Origin of the sequence: [Pseudopropionibacterium] massiliense, assembly GCF_900607225.1 — a bacterium.
Classification (GTDB): domain Bacteria; phylum Actinomycetota; class Actinomycetes; order Propionibacteriales; family Propionibacteriaceae; genus Arachnia; species Arachnia massiliensis.
Genome location: NZ_LR027842.1, coordinates 3,173,719 through 3,187,414 on the forward strand (window position 1 = coordinate 3,173,719; position 13,696 = coordinate 3,187,414).

Annotated in this window: 13 protein-coding genes; 2 read left to right on the forward strand and 11 right to left on the reverse strand. The window is 64.7% G+C overall.

Annotation, left to right across the window (positions count from 1 at the left end; genetic code table 11):
- The first annotated feature begins 594 nt into the window (after positions 1-594).
- Entirely contained in the window at positions 595-2,736 is a 2,142-nt protein-coding gene (locus E0E39_RS14170) for a DUF2339 domain-containing protein (RefSeq protein ID WP_130875330.1), read from the forward strand.
- Between the two features lie 91 nt (positions 2,737-2,827).
- Here E0E39_RS14170 and E0E39_RS14175 read toward each other — a convergent pair whose 3' ends face one another.
- The 11 genes from E0E39_RS14175 to E0E39_RS14225 form a co-directional block, all read right to left on the reverse strand.
- Positions 2,828-3,637, reverse strand: a complete 810-nt coding sequence (locus E0E39_RS14175; RefSeq protein WP_130875331.1) for a class I SAM-dependent methyltransferase — start codon at positions 3,635-3,637, stop codon at positions 2,828-2,830.
- A gap of 102 nt (positions 3,638-3,739) precedes the next feature.
- Positions 3,740-4,099 (reverse strand): hypothetical protein, encoded by a 360-nt coding sequence (locus tag E0E39_RS14180; protein WP_130875332.1) that lies wholly within the window; start codon positions 4,097-4,099, stop codon positions 3,740-3,742.
- Between the two features lie 146 nt (positions 4,100-4,245).
- Positions 4,246-5,631: an MFS transporter gene (locus tag E0E39_RS14185; RefSeq protein ID WP_245988347.1), complete on the reverse strand. Its 1,386-nt coding sequence runs from the start codon at positions 5,629-5,631 to the stop codon at positions 4,246-4,248.
- 209 nt (positions 5,632-5,840) lie between these two features.
- Complete coding sequence (locus E0E39_RS14190) at positions 5,841-7,001, reverse strand: DUF6620 family protein (protein WP_130875333.1); 1,161 nt, start codon at positions 6,999-7,001, stop codon at positions 5,841-5,843.
- Positions 7,002-7,033: 32 nt separating this feature from the next.
- Complete coding sequence (locus E0E39_RS14195) at positions 7,034-7,642, reverse strand: hypothetical protein (protein WP_130875334.1); 609 nt, start codon at positions 7,640-7,642, stop codon at positions 7,034-7,036.
- Positions 7,639-7,863, reverse strand: coding sequence for a hypothetical protein (locus E0E39_RS14200; RefSeq protein ID WP_130875335.1), 225 nt, complete (start codon positions 7,861-7,863; stop codon positions 7,639-7,641). Before E0E39_RS14200 ends, E0E39_RS14195 begins: the two co-directional genes overlap by 4 nt.
- Entirely contained in the window at positions 7,863-8,882 is a 1,020-nt protein-coding gene (locus E0E39_RS14205; RefSeq protein WP_130875336.1) for an SPFH domain-containing protein, read from the reverse strand. Before E0E39_RS14205 ends, E0E39_RS14200 begins: the two co-directional genes overlap by 1 nt.
- Positions 8,883-9,619: 737 nt before the next feature.
- Positions 9,620-10,120: a DUF4919 domain-containing protein gene (locus E0E39_RS14210; protein WP_165444822.1), complete on the reverse strand. Its 501-nt coding sequence runs from the start codon at positions 10,118-10,120 to the stop codon at positions 9,620-9,622.
- Between the two features lie 125 nt (positions 10,121-10,245).
- Positions 10,246-11,211 carry a WD40 repeat domain-containing protein gene (locus E0E39_RS14215; RefSeq protein ID WP_165444823.1) on the reverse strand — a complete coding sequence of 322 codons (966 nt, stop codon included), beginning with the start codon at positions 11,209-11,211 and terminating at the stop codon, positions 10,246-10,248.
- A 252-nt stretch (positions 11,212-11,463) separates the two neighbouring features.
- The gene (locus E0E39_RS14220) at positions 11,464-12,573 is read right to left on the reverse strand and encodes a putative T7SS-secreted protein (RefSeq protein ID WP_342770217.1); all 1,110 of its coding nucleotides are present in this window, start codon (positions 12,571-12,573) and stop codon (positions 11,464-11,466) included.
- A gap of 45 nt (positions 12,574-12,618) precedes the next feature.
- On the reverse strand, positions 12,619-12,945 hold the full coding sequence (locus E0E39_RS14225) for a hypothetical protein (protein ID WP_130875340.1): 327 nt from the start codon (positions 12,943-12,945) through the stop codon (positions 12,619-12,621).
- A gap of 65 nt (positions 12,946-13,010) precedes the next feature.
- Here E0E39_RS14225 and E0E39_RS14230 point away from each other — a divergent pair, with 65 nt between their 5' ends.
- A complete protein-coding gene (locus E0E39_RS14230) occupies positions 13,011-13,640 on the forward strand; it encodes a hypothetical protein (RefSeq protein ID WP_130875341.1) in 630 nt (209 codons plus the stop codon).
- The last annotated feature ends 56 nt before the right edge of the window (positions 13,641-13,696 follow it).

The window sequence follows — 13,696 nt, forward strand, 5'->3', positions numbered from 1 at the left end:
GCGTCGCGTCCGAGTGCCCGAAGTTAGCGTTAACATCCCAGATGTTAGGGGAAGATCGAGAGTTTGTCACGACTTTTCCAGAGTGAAATGTCAACGCCGCCATCCCTGGACCCCGCAGCCCATCGCCCGGGATTTTCCCAATCCCTCCCTGCCGCACCCGGCTTCCCCTAATCTGGAATCTCCGTTGGACAACGGCTGGAAGGGCTCCACGATGGAGACGAACGAACAAGACGAACAACCGGAGGGCACCGGCCCGAAACCCGAGGAACCGAGCCTGCGCGACGTGGTCAGGGCCATCGACGGCCTGACCCTCAGGATGGACGTGATCATCTCCTACCTGGACAAGCTGGACACCCTCCCCGAGGCCTCGCAGCAACGCATCAGCGCCTCCCGGGAGCAGCAGGAACCGGTCGCATCCCCGCCATCGCCATCGGCACCTGCACCGGCGCCTTCCCCCCGAAGCCGGCGCCCCCGCCTCCCCGGCTGCCCGGGACGATCCCGGTCCCCGTTCCTTCTCCACAGGTGGCGAAGAAGCCTCAACCGCTCACGCGGGACGCGGACGTCAGGGCGTCATCACCCGGGAGCCCGGACGATGTGCCTCTCAGCGAGATGCTCGAATCCCCGAAGCCCAAGTCCTCACCTCTGACCTCGATCAGGAACCGCGCGGGTGAGGCCGCCCTGGGCAAGTACCTGTTGTCGGCCGCCGCGGCGGTGCTGGTCTTCCTGGCCGCGGCCAGTCTCATCGCGCTGCTGTGGAACTCGATACCGGACATCGTCAAGGTCGGGGCCGTCGGCGTGACGGGCGTCACGCTGACCGTCGTCGGGATGGGCATGGTCTCCAGGGCCACGACGAACCGGCTGCCGGCCGCCACGCTCACCGGCATCGGTGGTGGGCTGGGGTTCGTCTGCCTGGTGGGCGCGGTCCTGCTGGGGCTGTTGACCCCGCTGCCCGCCTTCCTCACGCTCACCGGCTGGACGATCATCCTGATCCTGGTCGCCGCGCGCACCCACCTGCCCTACATCACGATCATCACCGCGCTGGGCGGGTTGTCGACCATCGGGCTGGCCGCGGCGCAGTCGCACGTCCACCCCGAGCAGTCCTTCCTGGGCCTGACGATGGTGGTGGGTTATGTCGCGGCCATCCCCCTGCCCACCGCCATGACCGCCCGCAAAGCGGTCGCGCGGCCCAGGTTCAGGCCGCTCTACCTGCTGTCCGCGACGGCGATCGGGCTTCCCGCGCTGTTCCTGGCACCCGTCGAGAGGGCCAGGGAGATCACCGAGACCGGCACCCTCGTGGCCATGCTGGCCCTCGTGTCGCTCCTGTTCGCCCAGCTCATCCTGGTCGTGAGGGCGGGCGGGATCCCTGCGACCGCGCCGGAGCCGTCCCCCGGGACCCCGGCGAACCCCTGGGCGCCGGCCTGGCTGGCCGCCCCGCTGCTGGTGGCCATCTCGACGCTGCGCCTCAGGCCGGTGCCGCCACCGCGGGCCACACTGGACTGGTTCCAGGATCAGGACTTCACCCTGCTGGCCGTCGCCCACCTGATCGTCCTCGCCGCGGCAGTGGTGCCGCCGATCTTCAAGGGGGTCGCCGCGAAGGCCGGGCAGTGGGCGGGCCACTGCCTGTTCGCCAGCGCCTTCGTGGTGGTGGGCATCCTGCTGCCCCAGCTGAGGAACGAATCCCTGGTCCTGGGCGCGCTCGTCATCGTCCTGGCCTGGACCGCGCTGCCCACGGTGTTCGCGGGCAACGCGACCCACGTCATCACCGTGCCGGTCGCGGTCGTGGTCCTGACCTGGTTCGGGCACGACCCGGGCATCGACCTGATCCTGGTGCGGCTGGGCGTCCTGGCGGTGGCCGTGGCGGTCGCGCTGGTGGTCGAGAAAGGCCTCCCGGACAGGCCGGAGCACCTCGTGTCCGTCTGGCTGGTGGTGTTCCTGCTGGCCATCCGGCTGCCCGCGGTCGTCCAGGAGCTGCTGTGGCGGCTGGGCATCGAACGGGCCTGGGGCGTCACGGTCTGGGGAATCCTCGTGTTGGGTGTCGTGGTGGCGTTGATCGCGCTGGGGCTCGGCAGCGGGCACGCGACGACCCTGCCCCTGCTCGCCGGCCGCCTGTTCGGGCAACGGGCGCACCTGGTCGACGACCCCGATGCCGCCCCGGTGCCCTTGGCCCCGTCGTCGTCGGTGCCCATGATCCTGACCCTCGGCGCGGCCGGTTTGATGCAGTACGTGGTCCACGCCGCCACCGGCTGGTCGCTGGTGCCGTGGCTGCCCGTGACCCATCAGGCGTGGGCCTTCCTGACCCACGAGCTGGTGCTGATCCCCTTCGTACTCGCGCTGGGCTGCGCGGTGGTGTGGATGATGTGGCCGCTGGTGCGGCACCCGTGGCACGGCGTGGCCACCGGCATCACCTTCACCCTCTCGCTGCTCGGGATGAACACCCTCCTGACCGCGACGAACGTGGACTCCGCGACGAGCAGCGCCACCCTCATCATCGCCGGCGCCCTCAGCATCGTCGCGGGTTTCCGCGCCCACGCCACGGCCATGCGCCTGTACGGGCTGGTGCTGGTGATGCTGATGGTGCTCAAGCTCGCGGTGATCGACATGTCCGGGCAGAACTCCATCACCCGCATCCTGTCGCTGCTGGTGGCGGGCGTGATCTGCTTCGCCCTGTCCGTGGCCTACAGCCGGCTGAGCGCCCACCTGAGCGGCGCCGCGGAGAAACCGGAGGATTCCGACTAGATCCACCCGGCTGCGCAGCACTCGATCCGATTTCGTCCCCACGCGCGGGGTTCTCGTCGGTTGGGTGCTGCGCTACCGGGATCGCGTGACGTCACCCGTTCGCGGCGGGCCGAGCCGTCAACACGAGGATTCTCTCCTCGATCATCCGGAACATCGGGGTCCAGGTGATCAGCCAACTCCGAGGTTGGATCCGTTTCATCCCCTCGGACAACCTGACGTCGCGTTCGGCCCGGAAACCGGGAGCGACGGTGCGGCAGAACTTCTTGCCGTTGCGGCACCCGTAGGTGAACCGCGCCCCGGACTTGACGACGGACTTCTCCCGCCCGAAACGCCGGAACAGAGGCGCCATGACCTCGACCAGGGCCGTCGCGCCGGGGAAGAAGTCGTGGATGATCCCCATCAGGACCCGCAGGTCGTCGGCGCTCAGGTACATGGTCAGGCCCTCGACGATGACCAGAACCTCACCCGCCACCTCCACTTCCTCGGGCCACCGCGGGTCCATGGCCGAGGCGGAGATCATCCGGACCCGGTCCACCGGGGCGATGAGTTGCCGACGGATGTCGATCACCTGCGGTAGGTCGAGGTCGTACCAATGCACCTTTCCGTCGTCGACACGGTGGAATCGGGTGTCCAGCCCGCACGCGATGTTGACGACGGTGCAGCCGGGATGCCGGGTGATGAAGTCGTGGACGAGGTCGTCGAACAGCAGGGTGCGGGCCGCGGTCCCGAAGGACATGAACCGATCGGTTCGAGCGGCCGTGAAGTCGTAGTCGATGCGAGAGACCAGCTCGACCGCCTGCGGGTCGGACAGCAGCTGCGGGTGGGACAGCGCATACTGGGCCCTGGCGTGCAGGGTCTGCAACATGGTTTCCGGCACCCCGGTGAGTTCGACTTTCTCCATGTCCCCAGTCTCTCCCTGGAGATGGCGGAGGTTCACCCCGGGACCGCCCGGGAGGCACCTCCCCGCCGGCCCCGCGGATGATTCAGGCGATGGGGTCCGGTCTCACCACACGTCGATGGACCACGAGTAGACCGGGATTCCCTCCTCGGTCGCCATGCCATCCAACCGAAAAGGTATGACGCTCTTGTCGCGGTACTCGGGGGTGCAGGAGTAGCCGTCCGCTCTGTGATCCCTGACGAGGCCCTCGATCGTCTCGTCGTGATGCTCCTTGCGTTCAACGACGGACGCGGGGACGAAGACGCGGTTCATGGGCATGTCCTGCCCGCCGAAACGCAGCGGGACGAGGTGCAGCGGCACCAGTTGTCCCTCGGCGGCCAGGGCCTCGGCCATCGGAACGGAGTCGACCGTCGCGAAATCGAACGCCCTCGCCCGTCTCCTGCCCAGCCAGTCGAGAAATCCCATCGTCACCTCCGTCTGCACGCGCCCCGTGTTCCCCGTCCGCGCACCATGGCTCAGTTCCCCGCAACCACAGTAACCAGCCGATGGGCGAAGAGCCCCGGAACGTGCCCCGGGTCATCCGAAAGGCCGACAGGAAACGGGTCGCGACCTCACGCCTCCGCGTTGACGCCCCCGACGACCTCACCCACGCGGACCTCGGTCTTCCTCGAAACGACCAGCTGCTCCTTGAGATTGTCCTCGAGAACCCGGATGGCCCTGACCCGGGGTGTGATCACCGCGATGAGGATCAGCAGGATCCCGACGAGCCCGAACATCAGCCCGATGCCCCGTGACGCCCCGACGCCGACGATGCCACCGACACTGTCGGCCAGCGCCCCTCCGGGTCGCAGCAGCGGGTTGAACACGTTGTCGGCGAGCGGCCCTGCGATGCAGTAGGCGGCGAGGAAACCGAGCTGGGACACCAGGCCCATCAGTCCCCAGATCTTGCCCTGGGTCTCGTTGGGAATCCACGACCTCGTGAGCACCTCGACGCTCGTGTTCAACGGCGGCAGGATCATGAAGAACAGGAATGTGGCGGCCCCGATCAGCACCACGTCGGTGGTCATTCCCAGGCCGATCACGACGACCCCGCCGAACGCCAGCGCGATCGCCAGGTATCGGATGTGGTTGTTTCCCATATTGAACACCCCGATGGCCAGGCTGGCCACGACCATGCCGATGGCGGCCACCGAGCGCACCAGCCCGAGGGTCTGTTCGTCGGCGAGGTCGAGCATCATCGGGGTCAGGAGGGTCTGCAGGAATCCCATGCAGAAGGTCATCAGGGTCACCAGCAGCATCAGCACCACGATGCCGCGGTTGCGGGCGAAGTATGCCAGCCCGCTGCGGAAATCCTCCCAGAAGCCCTGTTCGACCGGTTTCGGCTCCGCTTTGATCGTGCGCCACACGATCACCGTGAACGACACGGTCGTCACCATTGTCGCGACGTCGATCATCAGGACCGCGTTGATGCCGAACTGCACCATCACCAGGCCCGCGACCGCAGGAGAGATGAGGTACTGCGCGGCGGCCGCCAGCTGGGTCATGCCGGAGGCCCTGGCGTACTGTTCGGGCGTCAGCAGGTCGGTGACGGTGGCGCGGTAGGCCGGGTCGAGCAGCGCCTCGAAGACCGAGCTGAAGGCCACGCAGGCGCAGATCACCCAGACCTCGCGGAAGCCGAGGTGGAAGGCGGCCAGCAGGGCGATCAGCCCGATCGCCGACAACGTGTCGCTGAGGATCATCATCAGACGTCGATCGAACCGGTCCACCAGGACCCCGGCCAGCGGCGCCAGCAGCAGCCCGGGCAGGAACGCGGCGAGCATGATGAGCGCGCCGGGTGTCGTCTGCCCCGTCTCCTGGTACACGAACACCCCGAGCCCGAAGGCGGTCATGCCGTTGCCGACCCGGGCGATGAGCTGCGTCAGCCATATCAGTTGAAAAGCGCGAAGATTCCGGGTGGCCTGCGGGTTCTCGGCAACCTTCGTGAAGTTCTTCTTCATCATCATCTCCCCATATCTCTGGGGCCGCGTCACCGCACCACCCCGAAACGTCGTTGCACAGGCGTCCAGAACGTTTCCGCTCTCGCACCAGCAGGTGTGTTGTGATTCATCGTAAGTCGACGGAGACGAGAGAGCGGCGGGAATGCACCCAAAGTTGATGCGGGCCGTGGGCGCTGCACCCACGGCCCGCATCAAACGGTCCAGTGTTCTCAAAACTGGATGTCGTCGGCGATCCCGGGACCAGTCTGAGACGCGATACGGGCGGCGATCTCCCGCTGCTTTGCCTGCTGCAAGGTGATGAGGGAATCCGCGTTGCGCAGGTCCATCATCCAGTTCACCCCGGCACTGCCGACCTGGGCAACGGTGACCCCATAGTTGGACTCAAGGTAGCCGCCCGCGTCGAGACCCGCCTCGGTGGCGGCAGCTGCGGCGGCTGCGCACTCGATGTAGAAGTCACGGTCGGTGGACAGCCGGGCCGCGTTCGACGGCGCCCCACCGGCGGAGCCTGCCGCGTCGAACTTCGGGTGGGGACGGGACATGAGGTTCGCGTACTCCATACCGACTGTCATCGGGAACATCTGGACGCGCTGGGTCCATTCCGCCGACGCCTGATCCCACTGGGGGCGTTCAACGCCGAGGATACGCGCGATCTCGTCACCCGAAATCCCGGCGTGCATCTTCGCCGACGCTGCGACCCAGTCGTGCAGGGAAACCCCGAGCACCGGCTGGAGTTCTGGGGCAGCCGGGTTGACCTGTCGCATCGCCTCGATGGGCGCGAAGGCGGCGTTCTCGGCGGCACGGGCAGCGGCGCCGGAGGGGTCGTGGTAGAACCCGAGCAGCGCATTGTTCATCGAGGTGTGGATCGACACCACCCGGCTGATCGCCCCGGTGGCGTGTTCCATGGGGTCCTGACCGGAGATGCGCAGCCCGATGTACTCGCGCACCTCCTCGACCATGGCCTCCAGCGTGGTGTGGATGTCCGAGTTGGCCAGCACCAGATGACGGTTGCCCCGGAAATCACCGAGCCGCGCCTGTTCCACGTCGGCCTGCGCCAGCTGCGCCTCCCACTGGGCCAGCGCCTGCTGTGCCCCCGCGACGTCACCGGCCTCGACGGCCTGCACCGGAGCGACGTGCCCGTCACGCACCCGCGCCCAGATCCCGTACCAGGCGTCGGCGTACTGGACGGCGGCCGGGTCGAGGCCGGCCGGGGGGCGGGGACGCGAGAGGTCGCGGGCCTCGTCGACGTCCATCAGCATCTCAAGGCTGTACGGGAAGGCATGGGTGATCCAGTCGACGTGCTCCACACCGCGCACGGCATCGCTGATCCCGGAGACGGTCTCCTTGGCTTTCTTGAAGAATTTTCCCAGCATGTTTCCTGCTCTCTTGAGTGTCGTGGAACCGATCAGTTTCCGATATGGGCGGGACCAGCCACCCACGGGTCATCAGGGCGTCTCCTGGCGGTGACGCGTGTCGCCGCGACCATGGTCGAGGACGGCGTGAAGGTGGCGCGGGAACCACATCCCTGGCACGCCAGGTAGACCGAGACGGGGTACAGGTACGGAACCGGCACGGGTGCCCCGCACTGGGAGCATGTGAGCCGGATCGCGCGCCAATCGGTGACGGCTTGCTCCCAGATGGCCTGGTCGTGGTCGGTCTCGGGGGCGGCGAAGGCCTCCTCGGCGATGGCCTCGAGGCTGTCCTCCCACGCCTCGAACCGCTCCTCGATGCGTTCGTAGGCGGCCTCGGTCGCGGGGTCGTCGATCGTCGCGAACACCTTGAACTGTTGCTCGAAGACCTCGCGACCCTTGTTCGCCAGTCCTGTGATCTGAGAGGTCACCCCGGCTTGGAGGGTGTGGGCCGCGACGCGGGTGTCCTCGTCGCCGGAGGCCTGCATCTCCGCGAAGGTGGTAGCCGCCTCGGCAGCCACCTCGCGGGCACGGAACGTCAGTTTTCCCAGGAACGTTTCGAGGCGCGGGACGAGGGCGTTGAGCTGGTCGCTGGAGTGACTCACGGGCGCTCCTGCGGGTCTCGGGCGTATTCGGTGGCGAGGGCGGCGACGAAGACGTGCCCGCAGTAGCTGCACTCCCCGACCCCGTCGGCCTCGGACCGCGGCGCACCGCAGTCGGGGCAGGTGCGGGTCTCGGCGCGTGTCTTCTCCTCCTCGAAGCGGATCGATGATCTGGGCGCGGAAACGGCCTGGCGACGCATCCTCTCGACGAACGACTCGGCCATCACAGGGCCTCGATGATTTGAGTTTTCTTGGCGTTGAACTCGTCCGCGGTGATGAGCCCGGCCTCGAACATCTTCTTCAGCTTCGCGAGTCGCTCGACGGGATCATCCGTCCCCGCGGACGGTGCGGACGGCGCGGGCGCTGCCGGTTGTGCCGGCTGCATCGGCTGGGCGGGGAAACCCTGCTGGGCCGGTGCGCCGAGCTGCTGCTGCACCTGCCCCATCGCGATGCCCATGGCCATTCCTCCCTGGACGCCCTGCCCGGCTGCGGTGTTGGGGTTGGCGGTTGCGATGGCGGTGTTGAAGGCCTGGAACCGCGACATGTCACCGATCATGTTCATGCTGGTGACCTTGTCGTAGTACTCGTTGACCTCGTCGGGCAGCGTCACCGAGGTCACGGTGAACTGGGTGAGCGTCACCCCCAGGTCCAGGAAATAGGGAGCGATGGCGGGTTGCAGGCGTGCGTTGACCGCCGACAGGTTTGCGGCGACGTCGAGGACGGAGATCTGCTGGGTGGCCAGCACCTCACCGAACTTCGCGGCGATGTAGTCACGAAGCTGGACTTCGAGGTCGCGGATCGTCAGCACCGGATAGGCGCCAGCGTATTCACGGAAGAACCGGGGAATGTCGGTGACGCGCGCGGAGTAGGACCCGAACGCACGCACCCGAACCTGCCCGAACTTCTCGTCGGCCATCATCACCGGCGCCGGGGTTCCCCACTTGAGATCGATGAACTGGCGGGTGGCGATGTAGAAGATGTCGTAGATGTGCGGCGACGCGAACCCGTACTTCCACCCCGCGAGGTTGGACAGGATCGGGATGTTGCCGGTCGGGAGGCTGTAGGTGCCGGGCAGGTAGACACCGGCGGCCTGACCCTTTGCCAGCAGCAGGGCGTTCTGGTTCTCCCGGACGATCAATTTCGCCCCGGATTTGATCCGCCCGTCGGGATCCGGGTAGCGCCACAGTACAAGCTGCGGGTCCGGGTCGAGACATTCAACAATTTCGATCCAGGGCAGTGCCACGTTCAAACTCCTTGTGACCAAACTGATCGTCAGCGGTGATCAGCGGGAGGAGTGTAGCAAGCCACACACGACACGGTTCATGCCCCGGGCACCAGCCGTCACGGCTCTGACAAGGGGTAATGCGCCCCGGTCCGCGGGAAGCCCTTCCCGGCCTCCACGCGGAACGACCACGCAACGAGCCCCCACCCGGGCATTCAGCCTGTGTGGCCGGCAGACTGCTGCGGCCCTTGCTTCACCGTTGACCGCGCCAGCGGAAGGCGAAGACCGCCAGGACGCGACCAGTCGACGGATGATGCCCTCATCCCGGTCGCTGGTGACGCTGAGCGCAAGGAGGCTTATTCGCAGGATGCTGGTTGAGCCAGCTCGTGAGCGCCAGCGAACGGCTGTGTCAAAACCACCAGGCGACCGAGAAACACACTCGGACCCCGGAGCCCTCAGACATCTATGGGGTGGTGTCGACTCGGACTGCTCCTTCGTCCCGGTCCGGCTCAACCAGCTTCAGAGAAGCCATGAATAAGCCTCCTTGTTCACCGAACCCTCCTCGGGAGTCAGGCTAGTCCGGTTCCAAGCTGCCAGGGAAGCCCTCCGGATACGCGATGCCCGCTTCAAGGAAAGTTACGCATCGAATCCGGCATGAATACGCATGCCTGCGCATCGTGTCGTTGCGGACACTGAAGCCGATCCCCGTCCCGGGACCGGCATCCACACCGCGGAAGGTGACGGTGTGGTCCCTTCGCTCAGCCGGTCTGCCACAGCAGCTTGAACCACACTTCGCTGCCGTCGGAACACTGGTGCACGTCGTATCCCTGCTCGTCGATGACGACCGCACGCTGTGTCACGGATGTGCGCTGCTGGTAGCGCAGCACGTCGTACTCGTCGCTCACCCGCAGCACCCGGTACGGGGCATCCTGGGTTCCGTCGCCGCTGCTCGTCAGGGTGTCCAGGGCCAGCCGGGCAAATTTCGTCTCGCGCTGCGCCGCTTTCTCGTCACCCAGCTGGTCGTAGCTGTAGGCCAGCATCGCATGTGCCGTGGGGCTCAGGAACGCCCCGGGCAGCATGCGCCACACCGCGTCGACGGCTCCTTGATAGTTGCCGCTGTCCATCAGCGGAGAGACCACGGACTCGAACAACACGAGGGGGTCGTAGTTGGCGGCGGCCATGATCTCGGCCTGCAGCGGAGCCAGCGTTTCCTCGCTCGGGTTCAGGACAAAACTTTTCATTACTTCTACGAAATCCATTGCTTCTCCTTGGTCTCGGGTCGCCCTCATCGCCTACACGTGTTGTCGTCGTGAGATTCAGGTTTGCTGCCGACCTCGGAGCATGCCGCGCATCCGAGGAGTCCTGAATCGTCGGTATCGCGCGTTCATGGGAGATCGAAGTGACGCAGGCCGTCCGCCGACCAGCACAGCACGCCGTGTTTTTGCGATGCCGCGTACAGTTTCTGTCCGTCCGGCGACCACTCCATGCGCCCCACCGTTTCCGGTGGCTCCGGGGCGAGTGAGCTGACCTGGGTTGCCGGGTCCCACAACATGACCTGGGGATCGCTTGACGCGGAGATTGCGATCCTGCCGTCCTTGCTGACCGCGACATGGCTTGGGCTACTCGTCGGTGGTTCCGGGCCGGCCTCGACTTGTTCGCCCCTGATCAGATACGACGCCCCGGGGTCGGAGGTGATGGCTACCAGGACACCGTCGGGGCCATAGGCCACCCCTTTGACCGGATGCGGTACTTCGTGCAGCAGTTTCTCGCATTCACCGCTGTGAACGTTCCAGATCGAGCACCCGTCCCCTGCTATGACCGCCAATCGATCAGAGTCCGGGCTGAAGCTGAGTCTTCGCGGTTCACTGATCGTGAGCACCCGCACGGGCCGGCACTGGTCCTTGCGCATTCCCCAGAGTCGGACTGTCCCGTCCCGGCTCGCCGATGCCAAGAGTTCCCCGTCCTTGCTGAACGCCAGGCCGGCGATGGGTGAACCGAGCTCGTCGATCTTCTCATGTCCTCGAAGCTCCCAGAGCAGGTTTCCCTCACGATCAGTCACCTGAATCGCGGCATTGAAGGCATCACCCACTGCCAGCCATTCACCTCCAGGGTGCCAGGCCAGCACTCCGTCTCGACGATTGTCCAACCGCCGCACGACCTTCCCCGTGGATGCGTCCCAGATCACGGTCCCGAACGTCGAGTCAAGCCCCAACACGAACCGGGCGCGCAACTGATTGACCGCCACCAGTGCGCCGTCCGGGGAGACTGCCAGCCCCTCAGCTGCAATGTAGTCCTCGGGAAAGTACGCAATGTCCACCGTGGAGCCGTCGCTCTTCCGGGAGGGGCTCACGCTCGGGCTCGACATCGCCTCGCTCGCTGGGACGCACTCACCGCTCGCCCCCTGCTCGCCACTCGTCCGGCCAGAACCGCACCCGGCCAGCAACGCGCAGAGGCTCACACCAAGCACGCTACGTCGACGCACGTCACTTTCTCCCTGACCTCTCGCTCATTTGACGCCGGCCTTGCGTTTGTATTTCTCAAACTCCTCCGGAGTCATTGAATTGACGAAATCACGCCCAGCTTTTCGCGCATCCTTTTCGATTTACTGATCCCAATATTCTTTTTCTTTTTCCTCCTTGCTTTTGCCCCAATCAGCCCAGAAAGGACGATGATATTCAGCTTTCCACGCTTCCACCTCTTCACGGGTAACGCCATGCTTTTTCAGCTCTTCTTCTTTCTCGTTTCCCCAAAGCCAATCAGAAAAGCCAACATCGGTGTCTCGGATAATCTCACACTGTCTCGCGTGCCTAGCCTCATGTACTGCATAATTGATCGCAGACCTAGGATCACAACCTATCTCTGCATTACTATCATATTCCCAAGGATCATTGAGAAGACTTTGGTCGATTCTAAGCACCTTATCATTTTCATTCCAATCGCCCCGTGTGCTGTCTGGCTTTATGTCCTCGAATGTGATTTTTGGCGCCTTCATGCCCTCCTTGGCGAACTCCTCATCGACGATCGCCTGCAGTATTTTCTTTCGTTGCTCTTTGGTCATTGCACGCCAGTCAAGCTCAATTTGAGAATCCAGCACACCGAACTCCTGGTCCTCCTCTTCTGGAGTCATCTTCTTCGCTGGAGCTGCGGCGCTTGCGTTGTTTCCAGCTGGGGAGGCGACTCCTGCTTTGTTGGGCCATTGGCGGGTCGGGTCAGCATCAGCATGAGCCTGCGCAACAGCCTGCTCGGTATCGCTACCAGTTTTCTCCAAATCCTCGATCACAGCCTGGAAATCAGCAATCGCACGATCACGCAACGCCTGCCCCGGATCCGTGAACGGCGTAATAGTAAGCGTGTAGCTACCCGGACCGTTCTGCGCCTCCCACGCCGCCTTCTTCTGAAACCCCTCAGCAACATCGCAATCGTAATCCGCCCTCGCGGTTGCACTGACCCGCTTACCCTCCTCATAGTTTTCCTTACACACCCGCGCCGCTTGCTGCGCAGCCTCCAAAGCAGCCGCGTATCCCTCCAGGGCGGCGGCGCTGCGGAACCCATCCGCAGCACGACTCCAACGCCGCGGTTCCTCCTCAAGACGGGAACGGAAACGATCCGCAGCCTTACCCACCCAATGCTCGGTCTCAACCCCACTCAGCGACTCATCCACCTGGTCGAAACTCTCGGAGCACGTCTTCATGGCCGCGACGCGTCCACGGATTCCCCTCGATCACGAACTCCGGCTCCCCCCGATACTGCACACCCATCACAACCCTCCCATCAACGACCCCATCGCCCCTTTCAGAGCGTTCACCTTCTTCTCCACCACAGCCTCATACGTGGCGTAATTAGCGGCGATCCTCTCAACACGCCTCGCCATCTCATCCACATCCTCGATCATTGGCGTGGTGGCACGTTCCCACCGATCCCGGAACTCGTCGACCGCTTTGGCCAGGCCGTCATTCGCCAGATCCTGAACCCCAGGAACACAACTGCTCATGCTGGTTCCCTTCGCACCCTGAGTTGTTTCTGCGATCTGTTGCGCAGTGGTTTTCAACGTTTCGTGATCAACCTCAAAATCCTGACCAGCCATACCGCTAAACCCCTGAATCAATCCACAATGGCAACGTTGTCCGCTTCCACCCGAGAAGCCAGCGAATGAATCTCCTTCATCACCGCCGCAGCCCGCTCCATCGCCTGCACCAACGACTCGGCACGTTTCTGCACCTGCCCGGCCTTCTACTCCTGCGCCTGACGCGACTCCGTACCAGAATCCCACGCAGCAACCTCAGAACGAACCCCTTCATCCATGCCACCGATCCCCTCACGCAACCCAGCCGCCCGCTTGGCGAAGGCGTCCTCCAACGCCTGGGCGCTGGCCTCCCTGAAAATCAACCTGCCCTCTGCCACGCCTCAGCCCCCCATCCGACCAGCAATCCGGGAACTGGACGCCACAAAACTCTCCCGCTGTTCTGTTTCGGTCTGCACCACATCACGATCAACAGCCACCAACGCATCCGCGTATCCCCGCAGGCCACCAGTGAACGCCCTCAACGAATCCGCCCACCCAGATATCACATCAACCAAACCCTCGGCCGCGGGACCAGCTATCAAGGGCGCATGCTCGGACACAACATCTGTCAACAACGACAGGCCATCCTCGGCTTCTTCACCAGCCCGCACAACAACAGCAGCCGCACGCTGCTGAGCCCCAAGCTCCAACTACATATGGGTGCCCATGTGGTGCCCCTCTCACCTGCTACAACATTTGACATCGAAGATGTCTGATGTCACCACCCTACCGTTCGAACGGGTCGCACACCACCAGAACAAAACAATACGGC

Excerpts from the sequence above, each read along its gene's own strand:
- E0E39_RS14175 (WP_130875331.1), bottom strand. The coding sequence starts at position 3,637 with ATGGAGAAAGTCGAACTCACCGGGGTGCCGGAAACCATGTTGCAGACC.
- E0E39_RS14180 (WP_130875332.1), bottom strand. The coding sequence starts at position 4,099 with ATGGGATTTCTCGACTGGCTGGGCAGGAGACGGGCGAGGGCGTTCGAT.
- E0E39_RS14185 (WP_245988347.1), bottom strand. The coding sequence starts at position 5,631 with ATGAAGAAGAACTTCACGAAGGTTGCCGAGAACCCGCAGGCCACCCGG.
- E0E39_RS14190 (WP_130875333.1), bottom strand. The coding sequence starts at position 7,001 with ATGCTGGGAAAATTCTTCAAGAAAGCCAAGGAGACCGTCTCCGGGATC.
- E0E39_RS14200 (WP_130875335.1), bottom strand. The coding sequence starts at position 7,863 with ATGGCCGAGTCGTTCGTCGAGAGGATGCGTCGCCAGGCCGTTTCCGCG.
- E0E39_RS14210 (WP_165444822.1), bottom strand. The coding sequence starts at position 10,120 with ATGGATTTCGTAGAAGTAATGAAAAGTTTTGTCCTGAACCCGAGCGAG.
- E0E39_RS14225 (WP_130875340.1), bottom strand. The coding sequence starts at position 12,945 with ATGGCTGGTCAGGATTTTGAGGTTGATCACGAAACGTTGAAAACCACT.
- E0E39_RS14230 (WP_130875341.1), top strand. The coding sequence starts at position 13,011 with ATGAATCTCCTTCATCACCGCCGCAGCCCGCTCCATCGCCTGCACCAA.